Annotated in this window: 18 protein-coding genes; 8 read left to right on the top strand and 10 right to left on the bottom strand. The window is 67.3% G+C overall.

Annotated features, from left to right (window positions below):
- Window positions 1-3: 3 nt before the first annotated feature.
- From ACO07J_RS17470 to ACO07J_RS17450, 5 genes are all read right to left on the bottom strand, one after another.
- Window positions 4-678 carry a TetR family transcriptional regulator C-terminal domain-containing protein gene (locus ACO07J_RS17470; RefSeq protein WP_422031294.1) on the bottom strand — a complete coding sequence of 225 codons (675 nt, stop codon included), beginning with the start codon at window positions 676-678 and terminating at the stop codon, window positions 4-6.
- Window positions 679-720: 42 nt separating this feature from the next.
- A complete protein-coding gene (locus ACO07J_RS17465; protein WP_422031292.1) occupies window positions 721-1,815 on the bottom strand; it encodes an ABC transporter ATP-binding protein in 1,095 nt (364 codons plus the stop codon).
- A gap of 6 nt (window positions 1,816-1,821) precedes the next feature.
- Window positions 1,822-2,634 (bottom strand): ABC transporter permease, encoded by an 813-nt coding sequence (locus tag ACO07J_RS17460; protein WP_422031290.1) that lies wholly within the window; start codon window positions 2,632-2,634, stop codon window positions 1,822-1,824.
- Window positions 2,631-3,566 (bottom strand): ABC transporter permease, encoded by a 936-nt coding sequence (locus tag ACO07J_RS17455; protein WP_422031288.1) that lies wholly within the window; start codon window positions 3,564-3,566, stop codon window positions 2,631-2,633. The genes ACO07J_RS17460 and ACO07J_RS17455 overlap by 4 nt, the downstream gene beginning before the upstream one ends.
- Before the next feature lie 132 nt (window positions 3,567-3,698).
- Window positions 3,699-4,820 carry an ABC transporter substrate-binding protein gene (locus ACO07J_RS17450; protein WP_422031286.1) on the bottom strand — a complete coding sequence of 374 codons (1,122 nt, stop codon included), beginning with the start codon at window positions 4,818-4,820 and terminating at the stop codon, window positions 3,699-3,701.
- Between the two features lie 362 nt (window positions 4,821-5,182).
- Between ACO07J_RS17450 and ACO07J_RS17445 the strand changes: the two genes are divergently transcribed.
- Window positions 5,183-5,812 (top strand): GNAT family N-acetyltransferase, encoded by a 630-nt coding sequence (locus tag ACO07J_RS17445; protein ID WP_422031284.1) that lies wholly within the window; start codon window positions 5,183-5,185, stop codon window positions 5,810-5,812.
- A gap of 32 nt (window positions 5,813-5,844) precedes the next feature.
- Complete coding sequence (locus tag ACO07J_RS17440) at window positions 5,845-6,594, top strand: cupin domain-containing protein (RefSeq protein WP_422031282.1); 750 nt, start codon at window positions 5,845-5,847, stop codon at window positions 6,592-6,594.
- Between the two features lie 7 nt (window positions 6,595-6,601).
- On the opposite strand, the gene ugpC is transcribed toward ACO07J_RS17440, so the two are convergent.
- From ugpC to ugpB, 4 genes are all read right to left on the bottom strand, one after another.
- On the bottom strand, window positions 6,602-7,657 hold the full coding sequence (ugpC, locus tag ACO07J_RS17435; protein ID WP_422031280.1) for a sn-glycerol-3-phosphate ABC transporter ATP-binding protein UgpC: 1,056 nt from the start codon (window positions 7,655-7,657) through the stop codon (window positions 6,602-6,604).
- A gap of 5 nt (window positions 7,658-7,662) precedes the next feature.
- Window positions 7,663-8,508, bottom strand: a complete 846-nt coding sequence (gene ugpE / locus ACO07J_RS17430) for a sn-glycerol-3-phosphate ABC transporter permease UgpE (protein WP_422031278.1) — start codon at window positions 8,506-8,508, stop codon at window positions 7,663-7,665.
- Between the two features lies 1 nt (window position 8,509).
- The gene (gene ugpA, locus ACO07J_RS17425; protein ID WP_422031276.1) at window positions 8,510-9,394 is read right to left on the bottom strand and encodes a sn-glycerol-3-phosphate ABC transporter permease UgpA; all 885 of its coding nucleotides are present in this window, start codon (window positions 9,392-9,394) and stop codon (window positions 8,510-8,512) included.
- 80 nt (window positions 9,395-9,474) lie between these two features.
- Window positions 9,475-10,785 (bottom strand): sn-glycerol-3-phosphate ABC transporter substrate-binding protein UgpB, encoded by a 1,311-nt coding sequence (ugpB, locus tag ACO07J_RS17420; protein WP_422031274.1) that lies wholly within the window; start codon window positions 10,783-10,785, stop codon window positions 9,475-9,477.
- A gap of 277 nt (window positions 10,786-11,062) precedes the next feature.
- Between ugpB and hemP the strand changes: the two genes are divergently transcribed.
- From hemP to ACO07J_RS17390, 6 genes are all read left to right on the top strand, one after another.
- Entirely contained in the window at window positions 11,063-11,272 is a 210-nt protein-coding gene (gene hemP, locus ACO07J_RS17415) for a hemin uptake protein HemP (RefSeq protein ID WP_422031272.1), read from the top strand.
- Between the two features lie 24 nt (window positions 11,273-11,296).
- A complete protein-coding gene (locus ACO07J_RS17410) occupies window positions 11,297-12,574 on the top strand; it encodes an imelysin family protein (protein ID WP_422031270.1) in 1,278 nt (425 codons plus the stop codon).
- 105 nt (window positions 12,575-12,679) lie between these two features.
- Window positions 12,680-13,708, top strand: coding sequence for a hypothetical protein (locus tag ACO07J_RS17405; protein ID WP_422031268.1), 1,029 nt, complete (start codon window positions 12,680-12,682; stop codon window positions 13,706-13,708).
- A gap of 153 nt (window positions 13,709-13,861) precedes the next feature.
- Window positions 13,862-15,403: a di-heme oxidoredictase family protein gene (locus ACO07J_RS17400; protein ID WP_422031266.1), complete on the top strand. Its 1,542-nt coding sequence runs from the start codon at window positions 13,862-13,864 to the stop codon at window positions 15,401-15,403.
- Entirely contained in the window at window positions 15,403-16,407 is a 1,005-nt protein-coding gene (locus tag ACO07J_RS17395) for an imelysin family protein (RefSeq protein ID WP_422031264.1), read from the top strand. Before ACO07J_RS17400 ends, ACO07J_RS17395 begins: the two co-directional genes overlap by 1 nt.
- On the top strand, window positions 16,407-17,486 hold the full coding sequence (locus tag ACO07J_RS17390) for a DUF1513 domain-containing protein (RefSeq protein ID WP_422031262.1): 1,080 nt from the start codon (window positions 16,407-16,409) through the stop codon (window positions 17,484-17,486). Before ACO07J_RS17395 ends, ACO07J_RS17390 begins: the two co-directional genes overlap by 1 nt.
- A 6-nt stretch (window positions 17,487-17,492) precedes the next feature.
- On the opposite strand, the gene ACO07J_RS17385 is transcribed toward ACO07J_RS17390, so the two are convergent.
- Window positions 17,493-22,931: a TIR domain-containing protein gene (locus ACO07J_RS17385; protein WP_422031260.1), complete on the bottom strand. Its 5,439-nt coding sequence runs from the start codon at window positions 22,929-22,931 to the stop codon at window positions 17,493-17,495.
- Window positions 22,932-23,038 lie beyond the last annotated feature (107 nt).

The following is a 23,038-nucleotide window of genomic DNA, read 5'->3' as shown; positions in this document are numbered from 1 at the left end:
ATTTCAGTTGCTGCGGGTCTGTGCGGCGGGCGGATCGAAATGCCGGGGGAAGGTGTTGGCGAGGAATTCGCGGATCCGGACACGGGCGTCGGCGCCGGAGAATTTCTCGGGGTAGATCAGGATGTTGATGGAATAGCCGTCGTAGAGCGCCTCCATCGTGTTGGCCACGTCGGCGGCGTCGATGTCGTCGTACTGGCCGTCTTCGATGATCTGTTCGAACAGCGTGCGCATGGAAGCCAGGCGCTCGGCGTCGATCTCGTCCATGATCTTGCGGTAGACGTGGCGATAGGGCGCCTCGCCGAAGAAGCTGTACCAGACGGAGAGGTTCTTGCGGTTGCAGATGCGCGGGTGAAAGTTGGCGTCGACGATGGCGAGGAGCTTGGCGACCGGGGTCAGCTCGGCCGTCTGCACCGATTTCAGCCACTGGTCACGGTGTTCGTGGGCGAGGTGGCGCAGGGTTTCCTCGTAGAGGTTCTGCTTGTTCTGGAAGTGGAAGTTGACGATGCCGAGGGACAGGCCGGCGAAGCCGGTAACCGTGGTCATGGTGGTTCCGGTAATGCCGTGCTTGGCGATCGACTCGATCGTCGCCTCGATCAGCTGCTGGCGCCGCACCTCTCGTGAGGCGGTGCGGCCGGTGGGTTTCGCAGGCTTGGTGGTGCGCCCGTTCACATCCGCCATGGGCCGCCCCGTATCGTTATGCCGAACGTTGCCTGCATCGGATCAGTCGGCCCCCAGAAGAACGACGGCCTCGGGATCCCAGCTGAGCCAGATCGGCCGGGCCTCGCCATTGGCCGAAATCGCATCGACCCGGTTCTGGGTCGAGACGGCGACCGGCTTTTCGAGACCGTCGAGCTTGACGTAGAAGTGGCTGCGCTCGCCCAGGTAGGCGGAATCCTTCAACATGCCCTGGACGGTGGTGGTGCCGCCGTTGGGTTTCTCCTCGGTCAGTTCCAGCTTTTCGGGGCGGATGGCGACCTGGATGCGGTCGCCCTCGGCGAAGGCGCGTTCACCGCGGTCGCCCTGGACCGCGCCGAGCCCCTCGGCATCGACCGAGATTTTCGTGCCCTCCACCTTCGAGACCCTGCCCTCGAAGAAGTTCATCGTGCCGATGAAGGAGGCGACGTCGCGCGAGCCGGGGCGTTCGTAGAGGCCGGTGGGCGTGTCGAGCTGCAGGACGCGGCCGCGGGACATCACGGCGATCCGGTCGGAGAGCGTCAGCGCCTCTTCCTGGTCGTGGGTGACGAAGACGAAGGTGATGCCGACGGTGCGCTGCAACTGGCGCAGTTCGAGCTGCATCTGCTCGCGCAGCTGCTTGTCGAGGGCGCCCAGCGGTTCGTCGAGCAGGAGCACCTTGGGCCGCAGGATGAGCGCGCGGGCCAGCGCGATGCGCTGGCGCTGGCCGCCCGAGAGCTCGTTGGCCTTGCGGTCGCCGTATTCGGGCAGCTTGATGAGGGCGAGCATCTCGTCGACCATCTCGTTCCGATTGGCCTTGGAAAGCTTCTGCCGGCGCAGCCCGTAGGCGATGTTGTCGCGCACGTTGAGGTGGGGGAAGATGGCGTAGTTCTGGAACACCATGTTCACGGGCCGGTAATGCGGCGGCACTTCCGACATGGGCTGGCCGTCGATGTAGATCTCGCCCGAGGAGGGGTTTTCGAACCCCGCCAGCATCCGCAGGAGCGTGGTCTTGCCGCAGCCGGATGAGCCCAGCAGCGAGAAGAACTCGCCATGGCCGATGTCGATCGAGACGTTGTCGATCGCCTGGAACTTGCCGAAATACTTGTCGACATTCTGTATCGAGATGAAGGCATCCGTCATGGTGGGTTACTCTACCTTGATGGCGCCGGCATGGGCGCTGCGGTTGATCCAGAGACCGATGAAGACGATCACGAAGGAGGCGGCGATCACGAAGGACGAGAGCGCCAGCACCGATGGGAATTCCTGCGGGAAGCGCAGCTGGCCCCAGATGTAGAGGGGCAGGGTGGGCTGCGTGCCGTTGAGGAAGAAGGCCATGATGAACTCGTCGAAGGAGACGGTGAAGGTCAGCATCAGGCTGGCGATCACGCCCGGGAAGATCATCGGCAGGGTGACGCGCCAGAAGGTCCAGAGCGCGTTTTCGCCCAGGTCGGCCGAGGCTTCCTCGAGCGCCGGGTCGAAGCCTTCGAACCGGGGCAGGAGGGTGGCGATCGAGAAGGGCATGCAGACGATCAGGTGGCCGAGGCCCACCGTCCAGAGCGACAGCGGGATGCCCAGCCGGCTGAGCAGCACGAGGAGGGCCACGCCGAAGATGATCAGCGGCACGACGAGCGGCAGCATGATGAAGCCGACGAGCGGCCCGCGCCCGGGGAAGCGGTAGCGGGCGATGGCCTTGGCTGCGAAGATGCCGAAGGCGGTGGAGATGACCGAGACGGCCAGCCCGACCTTGACGCTGTTCATCAGCGAATTCCACACCGGTTCGCGGTGGAACAGCTCGACATACCATTTCAGCGTGAACCCCTCGAGCGGGAAGCGCACGTAGATCGAGTCGTTGAAGCTGAAGAGCGGGATGAACAGCACCGGCACGTAGAGCACGATGATGAAGATGACCGCGTAGATCTGAAGCGGCCGGCTGCGCTTGCGGATATAGGACTCGCTCATGAGATCTTCCTCCGCACGAGAAGCAGGATGAAGACGTAGAGCAGGCAGATCAGCGTGATGACGACCATCAGCACGATCGAAAGCGTCGCGCCCATGGGCCAGTTGTTGATCGGGCCGAACATCTTCTGGATGAGGTTGCCGATCATCGCCCCGTCGGGCCCGCCGAGCAGCGCCGGGGTGATGTAATCGCCCGTGGTCGGGATGAAGATCAGCAGGCTGGCCGCGATCACGCCGGGCAGCGAGAGCGGCAGGGTGATGCGGAGGAAGCGCATCGCCGGGCCGTCGCCCAGGTCGGTCGCCGCCTCGAGGAGCGAACGGTCGATCTTTTCCAGCGAGACGTAGATCGGGAGGATGGCGAAGGCCGCCCAGGCATGGGCCAGCGTGATGATCACCGCCTCCTTGCTGTAGAGCAGGAATTGCAGGGGTTCGTTGATCAGCCCGACGCTCATGAGCGCCGAGTTGATGACGCCTTCGTAACCCAGCACCACCTTCCAGGCGAAGACCCGGAGAAGGTAGCTTGTCCAGAAGGGCAGGGTCATCAGCACGATCCAGAGCATCTTGTTGCGATGGACGTGGAAGGCGACGTAATAGGCCATCGGGTAGCACAGGACGACCGTGGCGATCGTGGCGATGGCCGAGATGTAGAGCGAGCGCCCGAGCAGCGCCATGTAGATCGGCCGTTCGAAGGCCTGCTGGTAGTTGTTCAGGGTCGGCGAGGTGTCGAAGTCGAAGCCGGCCGCGGTCCAGAGGCTCATGACGATCAGGATGGCGAAGGGCACCAGGATGACCGTCAGCATGAAGATCAGGGTTGGCGCCAGCAGGCCGAAGCCTCGGGCCGCCTCGGACCGGTAGATCAGGCGCTCGAACCAGCCGGCGCGCGGCGCGGGTCTTGCCGGATCGGATGGGGTGGCGCTAAGGGAGTGGTCGCTCATTGGGAAGGGATCCGCCTTGTTGGCGCGCCGTTCGGGCCCCTTGGCCCGGTCTGGCCCCGGTGGCCGGCCGGCGCAGCTGTCGAAACCGGCCCGCGCCACGGGTCATGCGGCGCGGGCCCCGATCGGGACGGCTCAGAAGCCGGCCTTGATCTCTTCGAACATGGCGTTCATCTTGGTTTCCCATTCCTGCGATTGCGGGATCTGGAAATGGCCCGCCTGCAGGATGTCGGCCGGGGTCTTGGAAAGGCCCAGCTCGGACAGTTCTTCTTCGCTGAACGACTCGAACGACTTGGCGTTCGAGTGGCCATAGCCGTAATCGCCGATCATGAACTTGCCGGTTTCGACGCTGAGCAGGGAGTCGATCACGTCATAGGCGCGGTCGAGTTTCGGCGCGTCCTTGTGCACCATCAGGCCGCAGACCCATGTCAGCGCGCCTTCCTTGGGGTCGGCGAATTTCACGTCCACGCCCTCGGATTTCAGCAGGGCGGCGGAGCTGTTCCAGGTCATTGCCGCGACCAGTTCGCCCGAGGCGAGCGCCTGTTCCAGCGTGGTGGTGTCGTCGGTATAGGTGCGGATCAGCGGGCGCTGTTCGCGCATGACGGCGGCGATCTTCTCGAAGGCTTCGGGCGTGTCCAGCTCCTCGAACGGGATGCCGGCCTTGATCGCGCCGACCCACCAAGCGTCGGCCCCGGCGGCGAGGCTGCCCAGCTTGCCCTTGTATTCCTCGTTCCACAGGATATCCCAGCTTTCTTCTTCCACGTCGACGAGGTCGGTGCGGTAGGTGATCGAGGTCTGGCCCCAGTCGAACGGCACCATCCAGACATTGCCGTTCTCGGCATCGTTGCCGGGCAGGTCGACGAGTGCGGGCATCACGTCGCCCCAGTGATCGAGCTTGGAAGTATCGACCGGCTGGAACAGCTCGCTGGAGACCCAGCGCGGCAGGGCCTGGTTGCAGGGGTGCGAGACGTCGACGACGAAACCGCCGCGCATCTTGGTCAGCGCCTCTTCCGAGCCGCCGAAGATCGAGAAGTTGGGCAGTTCGCCGTGCTTTTCCTGGTATTCGCCGAAAAGGTCGGGAATGTCGTAGCCGCCCCAGGTGAAATAGGTCGCCTGATCGTCCGGCGCGGCCATCGCGCTGCGGCCGGACAGCGGCACCGAGGTGACCGCGACGCCGGCGGCGAGCAGTGATTTCGTGAAGGCGCGGCGGCTCATCTTGCCTTCGCGCATCGAACCCAGTTGGTCCAAGACATCCATGTTGTGTTTTCCCTGTTATGTTGGCCTGTTGGCGGCCGTCTTCGGTTTTTCTTCTCTGTCCCTTGACGCATCTTGCGGCGCATTCGGGCTTTTTCGTTGTCGTGGCACCCCCTTGGCACAGGCCTTTTCGGGCCAAAACCAATTGAATACTCATTCAATGGATGAGTTGCTTTGGGGCGCGAGTCAATACAATATTCGGCAATCGGCCCGGTGCGCGGGGCGAGTGCCCAAGGAATCATCAGGTGCGGGAAGGTGTGAAAATGTATTCTGTGGCAAGGGTTTAGATGGTTCGATGTCGGGTGCGCAAGATCGTTTCGCGGGCGTCACAGCCGTGTGTGCCGGCGGGCGCGGAGGGCGGCGGGATGGCTGAAACCGGCGCGGTCGCGCGCAATGTCGTGCCGCTTTCGGATGCCGATCTGGTGCTGGAGACGCCGCGCCTGGTGTTGCGGCCGCTGGCCGGGGACGGGCGGGACCTGGCGCTGGGGGTGCGGCTTTTCACCGACCCGGAGGTGGTGCGTTATGTCTGTAGTCTTTCCTCGGAGGCGGAGCTGGCCGAGGAAATGCCGGTGATCACCCGGCGGGGCGCCGGCGGGCGGCTGGGCATCTGGGTCGTGACACGCAAGGACACCGGAGAGGCGATCGGCACGTCCATCCTGTTGCCGCTGCCGGTCGAGGTCGATGACACCGACTGGTCGCTGGTGGTGCCGGAGCGGTATCCGGAGGCCGAGATCGAGGTGGGTTACATGCTGGTGCGCGATGCGTGGGGGCAGGGGTTTGCGACGGAGGCCTGCTCGCGCCTGCTGGAATTCGCCTTCGAGAGCACCACCCTTGACGAGATCAAGGCGACGACCCACCCGGAGAACGCGGCCTCGCAGCATGTGCTGACGAAATGCGGGCTGCGGCATGAGGGGATGCGCCGCGCCTATGACTGCGAGTGTTCCGGGTTCTCGATCACGAGGGCCGAATGGGAAAGGAAACGCCGGGCCGGATGACGGTTCCGGCGGCAACAAGGAGAGGTTGAGAGATGGCGAAGACAGGTGTGATACGGTTGGAACCGGACGGCCCGGTGGGCGAGGGGCTTCAGCCGATGGAGGTGGACCCGGCCGGGTTCGCCCCCGGTTCGGCCGTGCCGGAGCAGACGATCCATGCGTATTTTTCTGACGAGAGCATCGGGCTGACCGTGGGCGTCTGGACGACGACGGGAATGCAGGAAAAGCCCGGCCCCTATCCGGGCGACGAGTTCATGTACCTGCTGGACGGGCGGCTGGACATGGTGAGCGATGCCGAGACCGTGCCGGTCGAGACCGGGCAATCCTTTGCCGTGCGCAACGGCATCCCGGTGAGCTGGACACAGGAGGCGCCGTTCCTGCGCAAGTTCTTCCTGTTGCTGCATGACGAGAAGAAGCCCGTGCCGGAGATCGACAGCGCCAAGGGCGGCGTCGTGGTGATGGGCCCGATGGCGCTGGAAGACAAGCTGGAGCCGGAAGCGGAGCATATCGGCGGTGGCGAGCAGCGCGATGCGCTGGCCTTCACCAACGATGACGGCACGATGTATGTCGGTATATGGGAGACGACCCCTTTCGAGACGGAGATGGCACCGTTCTCGGTGCACGAGATGTGCCAGATCCTCGAAGGGGAGGCGATTATCACCGAGGAGGACGGCACGGAGCATAGGTTCGGGCCGGGGGAGTTCCTGTTCATCCCGAAGGGCACGGTCTGCAGCTGGAAATGCGACGTGCCGCTGCGGAAGTACTACGCGATCGTCGATATGTGAGCGGGGCCTATCCCAGCCGCTGGCCTGTCTCGGGCGAGAAGAAATGCAGCGCGCCGGGATGCGGCGTGAGTGGCAGGGTGTCGCCGGGCCGGGGAATGTCGGGGCCGCTGACACTGGCGACCAGTTCGGTTTTCGTGCCCTTCAGGACGCCGTGGACATTGGCCGTGGCACCGAGGCGCTCGACGACCTGCACCTTCAGCGGCAGGGGGCCATTGGCGCTGGGCGACAGGTGCTCGGGGCGGATGCCGATGGTGACCGGGCCGATGGCGGGGCGGTCGGGGGTGAGTTGCTGGCCGGTCTCGAGCGTGACGCCCTCGCCGGTGGCGGTGCCGGGGAGGACGTTCATCGGCGGCGAGCCGATGAAGCCCGCGACGAAGGTGGTGGCGGGTTTCTCGTAGATTTCGAGGGGCGGGCCGGCCTGTTCGATCTTTCCGGCGTTCATGATGACCAGCTTGTCGGCGAGTGTCATCGCCTCGAGCTGATCGTGGGTGACGTAGATCGAGGTGGTGCCGAGGCGTTGTTGCAGGGCGCGGATTTCCACGCGCGTCTTGACCCGCAGCTTGGCGTCGAGGTTAGAAAGCGGTTCGTCGAAGAGAAAGGCGGTGGGGTCGCGGACGATGGCGCGGCCCATGGCGACGCGCTGGCGCTGGCCGCCGGAGAGCTGGCGGGGCTTTCGGTCGAGGAAATCCGACAGGCCGAGGGTTTTCGCCGCGTCGCGGACCGCCGCGTCGATCCGGTCTTTCGGCTCTCCCCGGTTGCGCAGGCCGTAGGCCATGTTGTCGTAGACCGTCATGTGCGGATAGAGCGCGTAGTTCTGGAAGACCATGGAGATGTCGCGCTCGACCGGCTCGAGATCGTTGACGCGGTGGCCGCCGATGCGGATTTCGCCGCCAGTGACGGTTTCGAGGCCGGCGACCATGCGCAGGAGGGTGGACTTGCCGCAGCCCGAGGGGCCGACCAGTACGCAAAGCTCGCCCGCGTCGATGGAAAGGGAGAGGTCGGGGATGACCTCGACCCCACCGGGATAGACCTTGCGGACGTGTTCGATGGCGATGTCTGACATTATTCTTACTTCTCGGTTTCGACGAGGCCGCGCACGAAGAGGCGCTGCATCCCGATGATGACCATGACGGGCGGCAGCATGGCGAGGATGGCGGTGGCCATGATCAGGTTCCAGAGCGGCTGTTCCTCGCCCGCGTTGGCCATGCGCTGGATGCCCATGACGACGGTGTAATAGCTTTCATCCGTGGTCACGAGGAGCGGCCAGAGATACTGGTTCCAGCCGTAGATGAAGAGGATCACCGACAGGGCGGCGAGGTTGGTGCGGCTGAGCGGGATCAGGATGTCGCGGAAGAATTTCAGCGGGCCGGCGCCGTCGACGCGGGCGGCCTCGGTCAGCTCGTCCGGGACGGTCATGAAGAACTGCCGGAAGAGGAAGGTGGCGGTGGCCGAGGCGATCAGCGGGATGGAGAGGCCGGCATAGGAGTTGAGCATGCCGAGCTGGGCCACGACCTCGTAGGTGGGCAGGATGCGCACCTCGACCGGCAGCATCAGGGTGATGAAGATCGTCCAGAAGGCCAGCACGCGGAAGGGGAAGCGGAAATAGACGATGGCGAAGGCGGAGAGCAGCGATATGGCGATCTTGCCCGCCGTGATGGCGATGGCCATGATGGCCGAGTTGAAGAGCATCAGGCCGATGGGCGGGGCGCCGACGGAGGAGAGGCCTTCGCCCAGCACCTGCGCGTAGTTGGTGAAGAGCTCGCCGCCCGGCAGGAGGGGGATGCCGCTGCCGACCTCGCGCGCCGTGTGGGTGGAGGCGATGAAGGCCACGTAGATCGGGAAGACGAAGAGCGCAGCGCCGAGGATCAGCAGGCCGTGCTGGACGATGTTGAGGAGGGGGCGGTTCTCGACCATCTCAGTATTCCACCCGGCGTTCGATGTAGCGGAACTGGATCGCCGTCAGGGCGATGACGATGACCATCAGCACCACGGATTGCGCGGCGGAGGAGCCGAGGTTGAGCCCCTCGAAGGCGTCTCGCCAGACCTTGTAGACAAGGATGTTGGTGGCGTTGCCGGGCCCGCCGCTGGTGGTGGCGTGGACGACGCCGAAGGTCTCGAAGAAGGCGTAGACGAGGTTCACGACCAGCAGGAAGAAGACGGTGGGCGACAGGAGCGGAAGCTGGATGGTGAGGAAGCGTTTGACCGGGCCTGCGCCGTCGATGGCGGCGGCCTCGGTGAGGGAGCGGGGGATGGCCTGCAGCCCGGCGAGGAAGAAGAGGAAATTGTAGCTGACCTGCCGCCAGGCCGCGGCGATGACGATGAGGGCCATGGCGTCGGTGCCGCTGACGTAATGGTTCCAGTCATAGCCCAGCCCGTCGAGCGCGTAGGCGATGAGGCCGATGGTGGGGTTGAAGAGGAACCACCAAAGCACACCCGCGACGGCGGGGGCCACGGCGTAGGGCCAGATCAGCAGCGTCCGGTAGGTGAGCGCGCCGCGCAGGACGCGGTCGGCCATCACGGCCAGCACCAGCGCGATCAGCATGGACAGGGCGGTGACCAGCGTGCTGAAGACGATCGTGGTGATGAAACTGTCGAGGTAGAGCGGGTCGGCGAAGAGGCGGGCGAAGTTCTTCAGCCCGACGAACTCGGTGCGCAGGCCGAAGGCGTCCTGTCGCAGCAGCGACTGGTAGATCGCCTGGCTGGCGGGCCAGAGGAAGAAGACCAGGGTGATGATGATCTGCGGCGCGATCAGCGCGTAGGGCAGCCAGCGGTGCCGGAAGGTGACTCTCTTGGCGCGCAATGCGGGGCTCCGGTCGTTTGATCGTGCGGAAAAGCGGCCCGGGTATGCCGGGCCGCTTTCATGTGGCCGATCGGGTGGGATCAGCTGTTGGTGTCCTGGAACTCGCGCAGCAACTGGTTGCCGCGGTCGGCGGCCTTGTCGAGCGCCTCGTTCGCGGTCTGGTCGCCGGCCCAGAGGGCTTCGAGCTCTTCGTTGATGATGTCGCGGATCTGGACGAAGTTGCCGAAGCGGATGCCGCGGGAATTCTCGGTCGGCTCGTTCAGCGAAAGCTGCTTGATCGCCGTGTCGGTGCCCGGGAATTCGTCGTAGAAGCCCTGTTCCTGCGAGAGTTCATAGGCCGCCGTGGTGATCGGCACGTAGCCCGAGGACTGGTGCCAGTCGGCCTGCACTTCGGGCGTGGACATGTAGTTGAAGAACTCGGCGACGCCCTGGTATTCGGCGTCGTCATGGCCTTCGAGCACCCAGAGGGTGGCGCCGCCGATGATCGAGTTCTGGGCCTCGTCGCGGGCGGCGGTGTTCACGGGCAGCATGGCCTGGCCGAATTCGAACTCGGCCTGTTCGGAGATGCCGGCGTAATAGGCCGAGGAGTTCATCCACATGGCGCATTCGCCGGTGGTGAAGAGCGGGAGGGAGTCGCCGCGGCGGCCGCCGTATTTGAACATGCCGTCGGCCTGGCTGTCGGCGATGCGCTGCAGCAGCTCGGTCAGGTCGGTGCTTTCGTTGAAGACGAACTCGGTGTCGGTGCCGGCGAAGCCGTTCTGCTGGGTGCCGATCGGCTGGTCATGCCAGGCGAGGTAGTTTTCGACCATCACCCACGACTGCCAGCCGAAGGAGAAGGCACAGTCGGCGCCGTTGGCCTTGAGCTTCTCGGCGGCTTCGAACATCGCGTCCCAGGTCTGGGGCACCTCTTCGACACCGGCGGCGTCGAGCATGTCCTTGTTGTACCACATCACCGGGGTCGAGGAGTTGAAGGGCAGCGAGAGCAGGTCGCCCTCGGGCGTGGTGTAGTAGGATTTCACGGCCGGCAGGTAGGCGTCGGCATCCCAGTCGATATCGGCGTTGCCCATCACCTCGTAGACCGGTTTCACGGCGCCTTGCGCCGCCATCATGGTGGCGGTGCCGACCTCGAAGACCTGCACGACATGCGGCTGCTCGCCCGCGCGGAAGGCGGCGATGGCGGCGGTCATGTTCTCGGTGTAGTTGCCCTTGTAGGTGGGGACGATTTTGTACTCGTCCTGCATCTCGTTGAAATCGGTGGCGATCTCTTCGACTTTCTCGCCGAGGGCGCCGCCCATGGCGTGCCAGAAATTGATTTCGGTCTGCGCCAGCACGGGCGAAGCGGCAAAGGCCAGCGACGCTGCAAGCGCGGCGATGGAAGTATGGGATTTCATCGTCGATCTCCGAAGAAGTCAAAATACGGGGGGCGGGCGACGGCCCGGCCTGGTGTGGCGGTAAACAAGCACGCGGCTTCGGAACTCTCAAATGAAGGTTTTATAACAATGATCCGGGGCGGCGGGGGTGGTTTGACAAATCTGACAAAACAACTCAAGTTCTTCGCATCAGCCAATCCGGTGATTCCGGACCAGCCATGTTCCACGCGATCTGACGCCGGTTTGCCGGGGTTGCGGTTGCGTGTCCGAAATCAGGAACGATCAGCCGGAGCGGCCCATGTCAGTATTCTTTCCCGGCCTTCCCAGGGACGCGCGGGCGGTCCTGCAAGGGACAGGCGAGACATCGGGCAATGCGCCCGAAACGGAAACGCCAGCCTATTTCGCCAACGACCTGACCCGCGACGGAAAGCTCGCGTTCATCTGCCACCAGGACCAGGTCTATACCCTGCGGATCACCCGTGCGGGCAAACTGATCCTGACCAAGTGATCCCTCGAGAAGGAGACGATTTTCATGCCCCACCCCAAGCTCAGCACCAGCGCCCTTGCCCTGGCCCTTGCGGTCGGCCAGGCCGGCCTGGCCGCGGCCGAGACCGCCAAGGCGGACGTTCTGACCACCTATGCCGACATCGCGGCGGCCAAGTACGAGGACAGCCTGACTACCGCCAAGCGGCTGCAGGAGGCGGTGAACGCGCTGGTTTCCGACCCGTCCGCCGATGCGTTGAGCACGGCGAAGGCCGCGTGGCTGGCGGCGCGGGTGCCCTACCAGCAGACCGAGATCTACCGGTTCGGCAACGCGATCGTCGATGACTGGGAGGGCAAGGTGAATGCCTGGCCGCTCGACGAGGGGCTGATCGACTATGTCGATGCCAGCTATGGCGGGCCGTCGGATGCCAACGAGCTGGCGGCGCTGAACGTGGTGGCGAACGCGAGCTTCACCCTGTCGGGCGAGGAGATCGACGCCACGGAGATCACGCCGGAGCTTCTGGAAGGTTCCCTGCACGAGGCGGACGGGATCGAGGCGAACGTGGCCACCGGCTATCACGCGATCGAGTTCCTGCTTTGGGGGCAGGACCTGAACGGGCATGAACCGGGCGCGGGCAACCGGCCATGGACGGATTACGCAACGGGTGACGACTGCACCAACGGCAATTGCGACCGCCGGGGCGCGTACCTGACGGCGGCGACCGATCTGCTGGTCTCGGACCTGGAATGGATCACCGGGCAATGGCAGGAGGGTGGCGAGGCCCGGGCGGCGCTGATGGAGGACGAGAATGCCGGGCTCTCGGCGATCCTGACCGGCATGGGCTCGCTCTCCTACGGCGAGCAGGCGGGGGAGCGGATGCGGCTTGGCCTGATGCTGAACGATCCCGAGGAGGAGCACGACTGTTTCTCGGACAACACCCATAACAGCCATTATTATGACGGGCTGGGCGTGCAGAACGTGTACCTGGGCGAGTACGTGCGCACCGATGGCACCGTGGTCGAGGGGGCGTCGCTGTCGGACATGGTGGCCGAGGCCGACGCGGCGCTCGATGCCGAGATGCGGGCCAAGCTGTCGGCGACGATGCGCGAGCTGGGCCAGATCAAGACCGCGGCGGAGGCCGGGTTTGCCTATGACCAGATGCTGGAGGCCGGCAACGACAAGGGTGAGGCGCTGGTGATGGGCGGGGTCGAGGCGCTGATCGACCAGACCCGCTCGATCGAGCGGGTGGTTTCCGCGCTGGGGCTTGACGGCATCGCGTTCGAGGGGTCGGACAGTCTGGACAATCCCGGCGCCGTCTTCCAATAAAGGGACAGGCGAAGCGACGTTTCGCGCGGCGCTTCGCCTTTCCCAGCCAAGCGATCTGACGCTAGCCAGCTCTTATTCCACAATGACAAGCTGTGAGGGTCGGATTTGACCAGATACCTACCTGCCGCGCTGGGCGCGGCGCTTTGCGTGACGGCGGTGCAAGCCGGTGCGCAAGATGGCGACAGCCGCCTTTCGACCGAGTTCGTGATCGAGTTGCAGAACGATTTCACCTACGACTCGACCAACCCGCTGAACGAGTTGAACAACACCCATGCCACGTTCGAGGGCGCCCTGTCCTTTGCCCTGACGGAGCGGACCTCGGTCAATGCCGGGTTCACCTTCGAGCAGATCACCGGCCCGACCGGCGACAGCTTTTTCGAGGATCACGGCGTCTATCTCTCGGACCTGTTCCTGGCCCATGATTTTGGCAATGCCGAGGTGGTGCTGGGCAAGTTCAGCCCGGCCTTTGGCATGGCCTGGGACGCCGCGCCGGGGATCTATGGCGCCGATTTCGCCGAGGATTACGAGCTGTCCGAGATGCTGGGCGGTGCGGTGAACATCCCCTTCGCGGCGGCGGGCGGCGAGCATGTGTTGTCTTTCGCGCTGTTCCAGGCCGACCGGACGATCCTGAGCAACTCGCTGGGCGAGGAGCGGGGCCAGACCGCGCGGTTCATGGGCGGGCCGACCAATACCAGCGGGACGGAATCGGTGGCCGTGGCGCTGAGCGGCGAGATGGGGCGGACCGGCTACAATCTCGGGGTGCAGCGGCTGGCGAAGGGGTTGGGCGACGCCAAGGACCAGACCGGGTACGTGGCCGGGATCGTCCAGCAGGTCGGCTATGGCGAAACCCCGGCGGAGCTGATGGCGGAGATGGCCTATTTCGAGGGGTTCGGTGGTACGACCAGTTCGGCCTTCTACCTGACGGCGGGCGTGGCGGTGCCGGTGGGGCCGGTGACCCTGTCGGGCAGTGTCTCGCGCCGGGCCATCGACACGCTGCCGACCGACCGGCTGGCGACGGTCACTGCCGAGATGGAGCTGGCCGAGGGGCTGACCGGCGCGATCGGCTATCGCTGGGGCGACGAGGGTGGCGACAAGAACCAGACCATCGGCACCTTGCTGGTGTTCGAATTCTGATTGCCCGTCCGGTTGGCGAAAGCGCAGCCCCGGGCCGTTCTCCGGGGCTGCGGCATTTTGAAACCGCTTCGGGATTTGATACCCGACAAAAAAACTCATATTGATCTGGACCAGATGTCATGCGGTCGTGACGCGGGCCCGGAACGGATGCCGATGAGAGATTTCGCGAAGCTCGGTTGGAGGGTGATTGCCGGGACGCTGCTGGCGGGCCTGGCGGTCGGGTCTGCCGGGCGGGCGGGTGTTCTGGACGAGCCGCATTTGCGGATCGTGCCCCGGACCGGGGCCGAGCAGGAGCGGATCGACAAGGCGCTTGCGGCGCCGGAGGATTTCTCGAAGCCGCAGCCGTTCGAGGAAATGTCGGCCGGGGCGGCCACGGTGCGCCCGCGCGACAACCCGGATGCGTTTTCCCAGCCTTCCGGCAACATGCCCTTTGCCGACGAGCTTGATTTCAAGGTGGGCAACGGGCTTTTCCGCAAGCTGTGGGTCTCGTCGCCGTCCTCGACGCTGGCCTCGGACGGGCTGGGACCGCTGTTCAACGCGCGGTCCTGTCAGCGGTGCCACCTGAAGGACGGGCGCGGCCATCCGCCGGAGGGGCCGGAGGATTCGGCGGTGTCGATGTTCCTGCGGGTGTCGATCCCCGGGGGCGAGGCACAGGCGATGGCGGAGATCGAGGATTACATCTCGACCAGGCCGGAGCCGACCTATGGCGCGCAGTTGCAGGATTTCAGCCTGCCGGGGCAGAAGGCCGAGTATCGGCTGAAGGTGACCTACGAGGAGCGCGAGGTGGCCTTGTCGGGTGGCGAGACGGCCCGCCTGCGGGTGCCCACTTACGAGGCGGCTGACCTGGGGTATGGACCGCTGCACCCCGACGCGATGCTGAGCCCGCGGGTGGCGCCGCAGATGATCGGGTTGGGGTTGCTCGAGGCGATCCCGGCGGCGGATATCATGGCCAAGGCCGATCCGGAGGATGCGGATGGCGACGGGATATCGGGGCGGCCGAATATCATCTGGTCGCTGGAATTCGACATGCCGATGCTGGGCCGGTTCGGGCACAAGGCCGGCGCGCCGACGGTGCGGCACCAGACGGCCTCGGCCTTTGCCGGGGATATCGGGATATCCAACCCGCTGTTCCCCGACCCGTGGGGGGAGTGCACCGAGGCGCAGGCCGATTGCCGCGCGGGGCCGCATGGCGACGGGGATGACCGGCTGCACGAGATCGACGGCGAGGGGCTGGAGCTGGTGACCTTCTACAGCCGGAACCTTGCCGTGCCGGCGCGGCGGGACGTGGCCGATCCGGCGGTGCTGCGCGGCAAGGAGGTGTTCTACGAGACCGGGTGCACCTCTTGCCACACGCCGGCCTATGTCACGCACCGGCTGGAAGATCAGCCGGAGCAGAGCTTTCAGTTGATCTGGCCCTATACCGACATGTTGCTGCATGACATGGGCGAGGGGCTGGCCGACCACCGCCCCGAGGCGCGGGCGACGGGCCGGGAATGGCGCACGGCGCCGCTTTGGGGCGTGGGGATGACCGAGCGCGTGTCGGGGCATACGTATTTCCTGCATGACGGGCGGGCGCGGTCGTTGCTCGAAGCGGTTCTGTGGCATGGCGGCGAGGCGCAGGCGCAGCGGGATGCGGTGGTGGAGATGGCGCCGGAGGACCGGGCGGCGCTGATCGCGTTTCTGGAGAGCCTTTGATGAAGCGTTTGATGGCTGCCCTGCTGATCGCCCTGCCGCTGGCCGCGCCGGCGCAGGACCGGGCCGGCAAGATCCGCGGGATCGTCGAGGAGGAGATCGTCGGCGGGTTTGCCGAGCTGGACCGAGCGGCCAGGCGGATGGTGGAGGCGGCGGGGCAGGACTGTACCCACCCGGGCCTGCACGACAGTTATGCCGCCGCGTTCCTGGCCTGGGCCAGGGTCAGCCATCTGCGCTTCGGCCCGTCGGAGGAGGAGAACCGGGCCTTCGCGCTGGCCTTCTGGCCCGATCCGCGCGGGCGGACGGCGAGTGCGATCCGCAAGATGCTGGCGGATGGCAACGAGGATGTGCTTTCGCCGGAGGCCTATGCCGACATGTCGATCGCGGCGCGTGGGTTCTATGCGCTGGATTATCTGTTGCACGAGGAGGAGCTGGCGGAGATCGGCACGCCGGACTACCGCTGCGCGCTGGTACGGACGGTCGTGGCGGATATCCACGGCACGACGGGCGAGCTGGCCGAGGCGTGGGAGGGTTTTGCGCCGATGCTGACCGAGCCGGGCGGTGACAGCCCCTACCGGACCGAGGAGGAGGTGTTGCAGGTGCTCTACAAGTCGGCCGGCACCGGCCTGGAATTCGCCGTGGACATGCGGCTCGGGCGGCCCTTGGGCACGTTCGAGCGGCCCCGCCCGAACTGGGCCGAGGCGTATCGATCAGGGCTGAGCCTGGCGCTGTTGCAGGCGGCGGTGCGCGGCGCGGGCGGCTTGGCGGTGCGGCTGGCCGAGGGGGATGCGGCGTTGCAGGCGCGGCTGACGGCGGAGCTCGAGGATTTTCACGACAGTGCCGATGCGCTGGACGATCCGGTTTTTGCCTCGGTGGCCGAGCCGGCGGGCCGGTTCCGGGTGGAATCGCTGCAGGCCGACCTGCAGGAGGTGCGGGAGATCGTGCAGGGGGCGCTTGGCCCGGCGCTGGGCGTGTCGGCGGGGTTCAACGCGATGGACGGGGATTGATGGCCGGGGCCACGCGGCGCGGGTTCCTTGCCGGGTTGCTGGCCTCCGGGCTGGTTCCCCGTGCAAGCTGGGCCGATGCGGGCAACCCCGCCTACCTTGCGGCGGCGAGGCTGCCTTCGGGGGTGTTCGCGCTGGTCGGGCTTGGCGCGGCCGGAGAGCGGCTGTTCGAGATCCCGCTGCCGGGGCGCGGCCATGCGGCGGTGGCGCATCCCAGCCGGCCTCTGGCGGTGGCCTTCGCCCGGCGGCCCGGGCAGTTTGCCTTGGTGATTGACTGTGCGAGCGGCGAGACGGTGCGGCGGCTGGATACGCCGGAGGGGTTTCACTTTTACGGGCACGGGGCGTTCTCGGCGGATGGTGCGACCCTTTTCACCACCGAGAACGACTACGAGACCGGTCGCGGGATGATCGGGATCTGGGATGCCGCGGGCGAGTTCGCGCGGTTGGGGGCCATGCCGTCGGGCGGGCTCGGGCCGCATGAGCTGCGGTTGATGCCGCCTGGCGAGACGCTGGTTGTGGCGAACGGCGGGATCGAGACGCATCCGGAAGCCGGGCGGCAGAAGCTGAACATTCCGACGATGCGGCCGAACCTGAGTTACCTGGCCTTCGATGGGACGTTGCTGGACCAGGTGGAGCCGCCCGAGGCGTGGCACAAGAATTCCATCCGCCATATCGCGGTGCGGGGCGACGGGCTGGTGGCCATCGCCTGCCAGTGGCAAGGGGCGATGGGGGAGGTGCCGCCGCTTCTGGCGACGCATCGGAGGGGCGGGGCGTTGGCGTTTCACGGGTTCGGGCCGGGGGTGGAAAGTGACCTGCAAGGCTATCTTGGCAGCGTCGCGTTTTCCGGCAGCGGCGAGGAGATCGCCGTTACCGGCCCGCGCGGAGGGATGGCGGTGGTCACCGATGCCGAGGGCCGGGTGGCGCGGCGGCTGGACCAGCGCGACATCTGCGGCGCGGCGCCGGGGGCGGGCGGGTTCGTGTTCACCACCGGTGAGGGGTGGGTGCTGGCCGATAGCGGCGGGCCGCGCGAGTTGGCCCGGCATGATTGCGCGTGGGACAATCACCTGGTGCCCGTCGGCTGAGAGGCTTCAGCGTTCGGCCTGTTCGAGCTGGGCCAGGAAGCGCTTTGCGTAGGCGTGTTCCAGCGCCGGGGTATAGCCTGTCTCGCGCGTCTGGCGGAGGAGGGTCAGGCCATCCTCGGTACGGCCCTGCGCGATGTCGCGCATGGCGGCGTAGAACAGCGCCTCGGTCAGCAGTTCCTCGCGGGGGAGGCCGATCTTCGACAGGGCGTGGCCGTCGAATTGCGCGGGGTCCTGCAGGACGCCTATCAGGTGAGCCAGCCGGTAGCCTTCCACCTCTTTCCCCAGTGCGGCGGCCAGCAGGACCTCGCGCCAGACGTCGGCGTCCTCGAGGGCGAGGCGCCTGTCCCACGTGGTGGGATCGACCCGCTGCCAGTTGCGCCGCAGGAGGGCCGGCGCGCCGGCGAGGTCACCGCCCTGCGCGTAGAGCATCAGGGACACAAGCCGGGCATAGGGGTGATCGACGCGGTCGGTGACGGTGCGGGCGACGGTCTGCCAGTCCTGGTGGCGGTAGAGCACCTGGGCTGCGGCGCGCCAGAGCCAGGGGGCGGCGCAGGAGCCGGTATAGTCCTGGAGGCAGTCGGTGTCGCGGGGCAGGGCGACCATGGCGGGCAGGAGGGCTTCGCCGGTGCCCGCCTCGATGGCCTGCGCCAGGTGCAGGGCGTGCAGGTTGGCGAGGTTGGCGGGGTCGACCGAGGCCACGTCGGCGGCCGAGAGGGCGTCTTCAATGAGCGCGCGGGCGGCGTCGGGGCCGTCCTGTGCCGCGGTGACCTGTGTCAAGGCCGGCAGGACGGCGAAGCGGAAGGCGGGGTGGCCCATGGCGCGGTTGAGGTGGGCTTTGGCGTCGCCGTCGCCCGCCGCCTGGGCCACGAGGCCGCGCAGGAAGCTGACATAGGCGGCGTACCAGTCGGCCTTCGGCCCGGCGTAGTCGGGTGCCAGGCCTCGCGCCGCCTGGAAGAGGTCGAGCATGGCGGTGACGCGCTCGCGGTCGGCGGGGGCATTGGAGGTGGCGAGCGCCTCGGCGGCGAAGAGGCCGATTTCGGGTTTGCCGGCCTGTTCGGCCAGCGCCATCACCCGGCGCATGCAGGGGCGGGTGTCGATCCGGTCATAGCAGTCGGTGGCCAGCGCCTGTCCGAGCGCGTCCGTGCGAGCGGGGTCGTCGATGCGGGAGGTGCCGCCTTGCAGGAAGCGTTGGCCCACCGCCAGCGCGCCGGGGGTTTCCGAGAGGGGATCGTGCCGCTGCCAGATGGTGCGGCCGAGCCAGAGGGCCTCTTCCGGGTCGAGATCGTCCTCGGCGCGGAGGGTGGCGGCGTAGGCAATCGCCGCGTCGAGCCAGTCGCGCGTGCCGGCCTTGTCCTGTGCGGCGAGGCGGCAGAGGCCGAAGAGGGTGCTGTCGTCGGGGGCTGGGTTCGTGGCCAGGACGAGGTCGAGCTGTTGGATGCCGAGCTGGCCGAGATCGGGCCGGGTGGGGGCGCGGCAGTCGTCGCGCAGGCGGTCGGCCAGCATGGCGGGGGCGGCGTTGGCATAGGCGGTGAGGAAGCTGTCGCGGGCGGCTTCGGGGTCCTGCGTGATGGCGCGTTCGAAGGCTGCCTTGGCGGCCGGGATGTCGTCGGCCAGCAGATGCGCCACGCCATCGGCGACGGCCGCGGTGGTGGCCGATTCCTGTGCGGTGGACGCGCCGGGCCCTGCCGCCCGGTCGGAAAGGTCGCGCCAGAGGGCGAGGTGGGCCTCGCCATCCGATACACCATGCGCCGCGACGGAGAAGACCAGCGCGCCCAGCAGCCAGTCGAACCGGGGCAGGTGGGCCGCATCGGCCCCGTCGGGGCGCGCGCCGGAGGTTTCGTGCCGGACGAGCCCGGCCACGAGCTGCATCAGGTCGGTATGGGCGAAGGTCTCCAGCGCCCAGCGCTTGCGGCCCGGCGCGGCGCTGTCGAGATAGCCGGCCATGTCATGCGGAAAAACGAAGCGGGCCGGGTCGGACAGCACGCGGGTTTCCAGCGCCCGGAAGACGGCCTCGATGGTGGCGGCGGGGTCGTCGGTGTCGGGGGTGAGGGGCTCTGTCCAGTCGCTGTCGAGGATCTCGACCGCCACGTCCCCCGGCCCCAGCCGCGCGTCGGAGCGGACGGCGATGTCGAGCGTGACCAGCCCGGTTTTCCGCCGGAGCCGGTCGAGCGTGGCGTCGCGGGTGTCGAGGAAGGCGTCGGAGAGTTGTAGCGTGCGGTCGCGGTAGATGGCCTGGGCCACGGGGTGCCAGGCCTCGAAGGGCTGGCCGGCCTCGGGCGTGGGCAGCAGAAGGCGGACGGGGGCGGTCAGCGGATCGGTTGTCTCGCGGCTGGTACCTGAGACGCTCTCCTCCGAGTCGGCGGCGCGGAGCGTGACACGCTCGGCCCGGTCCGGCGCGATCGAGGCGGGGGCCGAGGGGCGGCTGTAGGCGGATTGCCCGAAACTGCCCGCGGCGAAGGGGTCGTTCTCCTCGCTCAGCGCCGCCACCTCGCGCGTGCGGCGGATGGGCCCGTGCATGTAGAGCCCCGCCTGCCAGCCCGCCCCCTCATGCGCGGCGGCCATGTCGATCTCGCGTGCGCCGGGGCCGTGGCTGGCGATCAGGCCGAGGCTGAAGAGCATGTCGTCGAGCGAATGCCCCGCGTCGAGCCAGGCCAGCATGTCCTCGCGCACATGCGGCCCGCGGATGGCGAGGTATTCGTTGACGGTGACGTCATAGGCCTCGGGGAAGCGGCGGAAGAAATAGTCGACCGCCGCCGTGTCGAGCACGATTTGCGGGTCGTCGACGATGAGGTTGCCGAGGAGCAGGGTGAAATCGGCGCCGGGCGGCAGCACGCGGCTGCCCGCCTCTCGGTCGCGCCCGGCATTCCAGATCGGCACGCTCCAGTCGGGCACGTAATAGTGGTCGGGCGAGCCGGTCACCGCCTCGGCGGGGGCGAAGCTGGCGCGGTTGGCCTCGAAGAAGGTCTTCAGGTCGTCGCTGTCGAGCTTGGAGGCGTCGAGGATATGGCGCCCGTCGGTCTCGGGCAGCATGGCGTCGAACACCACCTCGCCCGCGCGGCGTATCACCACGCGGCGGGGCGGGAAGGCCGGGTTCTCGACCAGTTGCAGGAAGCCCGGCACCGGCAGGCCCCATTCCCCGGCGATCCGGTCGGCGCGCGGGCGCCAGAGGATCGGGAAGAGCTCTGCATCGACGCCTCGTTCGGAGGAGTATTCCAGCTCGAACACGCTGCTTTCCGGCGCATCCAGCGCCTCGAGCGCGAAATCGGCGATGGCGTATTCGGGGTCGACCGTCGTTTGCGCGGAACTCAGCACCCGGCGGAGGATGGCGAAGCGGTCCTCGCGGGTGCGGGCGTAGGGATCCTGCAGGATGTAATAGGTGAAGCTTTCCAGCGTGCTGATGTCCTGCGCCTGCATGGCGGCGGCGACGCGTTCGTCGAATCCGGCCTCGCGCTCGGCCACCATGCGGCGTTCGGATTGCTGCCATGACCAGACGCCGAGCCCGACCGCCGCCACGGCCACGCCCGCGGCGATGGAGGTGGTCAGGATGCCCCGGCGCCGCAGCCGGGTGCAGGCGGCGAGATAGGCCCGGTCGGTGCTGTCCAGCCGGTCGCGGTAGCGGGGGTTGGCCAGCAGGGCGCGCGCTTCGGCGAGGCGCTGGCCGCGATGGGTCAGGAGGCTGGCGTTGCGGCCCGACTGCTCCCAAGCGCGGGTGGCATCGCCGATCCCGCGCAGGGTGGCGATGCGGGCGATCTCGGGCTCCAGCCAGGCCTGCATCCGGTCCCACTCGCGGAAGAGCGCCTCGTGCGCGACCTCGACCGTCGCCTCCTCGCCCACGCCGCGGCGGACGATGAGGCGCCAGGCCTCGAACTGGCGCAGAAGCGCCTGCTCCTCGGGGGAAAACCCGGCCCAGAGCGCGGTGCGCCGTGTGGCCTTGCCGTCGGCATCGACATCGACGAGGGCCGGGATGAAGCAGGTTTCGGCAAGGGCCGCGCGGTCCTTCTGTTGGCCGGGCGGCGGGCCGGTGTCGTCGCCCGGCGCAACGCCCGCCAGGGCACGTTCGGCGGCGTCGCGTAGCAGGCCCGAAAGGCGGCCAAGGCGCTGGTAATCTTCCAGCAGCAATTCCTTGTCGGCGCTGAACTGGTCCCACAGGCGCTGCAGCGCGAAGGCCAGAAGCGGCAGCGCGTCGCGCTCGGGGGAGTCGTCCATCAGCGCGTCGACCAGCTCGGGCGCGAGGTGGACGCCGTAGCGGGCGGCGGGTTGTTCCATCACGTCGCTGAACCGGAAGGGCGGCATCTGGCGCAGGTCGTAGCCGCGGGTCTTGAGTTGGCCGAAGCCGGGATGGGCCTGCAGGTCGGGCAGGCGGTCGGCGCGGATGGTCATGGCGGTCATCCAGCCGCGACGGCCCTCGCCGGCGGCGGCGAGGCAGGCGATGAGCCTTGCGGCCGCGGGGCTGTCGTCGCGCAGCAGCTCCTCGACCTGATCAACGCTGATGAGGATGGTCGCGCCGGGGGAACCGGCGGCGGTGCGGAGTTTCTCGGAGAGGCGGTCGAGGGTGTTGCCGAGGGCGTCGTCCCCGGTGCCGGCGGCCAGCGCGCCTTCCAGCGTGGCGCGGATCTCGCCCGGTGCCTCGGCCGCGCCGTGATCGGCCAGCGTTTGCGAGATCGCCCGCGCGAAGCCGTCGAGCGGGTCGATGCCGGGGTGGAAGACGCGCAGCGGCAGCCAGGATCGCGGCTCGCGCCTGAGCCGCGGGAGGATACCGGCCTTGAGGAACGAGGATTTGCCCGCCCCCGACACGCCAAGGATGGCCAGCGGCCGCCGGTCGGCATTGGCGCGCATCGAGCGCAGCTCCTCGATCGCCTCGGCAATCTCGCGCGAGCGGCCGTAGAAGATCGCGGCGTCGGCATCGCGATCGCCGAAGGAGACGAGGCCGGGGAAGGGCGTGGGCCGAGCGGCGGGGTCGATCGAAAACGCCGTCGGGTCGAGGCCGATCTCGGACTGTGCGCCGAAGGCCCGCAGGCTGCGGGCCAGCAGGTCGGCGGTGCCCGGATCGCGGGAGAGGTCGATCGTGCCGTCGGGGGCCAGCGCGCCGCGCAGGTCGATCCCTTGCGTTTCCGCCAGCACCCGGCCCAGCCGCCTTGCCGGTTCGCCGGTGCCGGGCGCGTCGATGTCGACGAAGAACAGCGGCAGGATGCTCTTGCCCATGTACCACGCCGCCTGGAACTCGTTGAAACAGTCCGAGGAGGTGAGCCAGTTTTCCGTCAGCACGCAGATCACCACCCGGCAGGCGGCGGCCTGGTCGCGGAGGCGGTCTGTCCAGTTGTCGCCGCCGAGGATGTCGAGATGGTCGACGAAGGTGTCGCGGAAGCCGTTCTCGTGCAGCCACCGCAACAGGTCGCCGGTCAGGGCGTCGTCCTTGGTTGCGTGGCTCAGGAACACAGTCGCCATGGCGCGCGCGACCCCCCTCTTTTTCCAAGACAGCCACAGCCGCGGCTTGGTTTCAAGTCTAACGTGGGCGGGGAGAATTTCCGTCGGACGGAAAAAAGGCCCGCCAT

Source organism: Roseovarius sp. (assembly GCF_965228755.1).
Classification (GTDB): domain Bacteria; phylum Pseudomonadota; class Alphaproteobacteria; order Rhodobacterales; family Rhodobacteraceae; genus Roseovarius.
The sequence above is the reverse complement of the archived record's forward strand: the minus strand, read 5'-3'. Positions and strand labels throughout refer to the sequence as shown.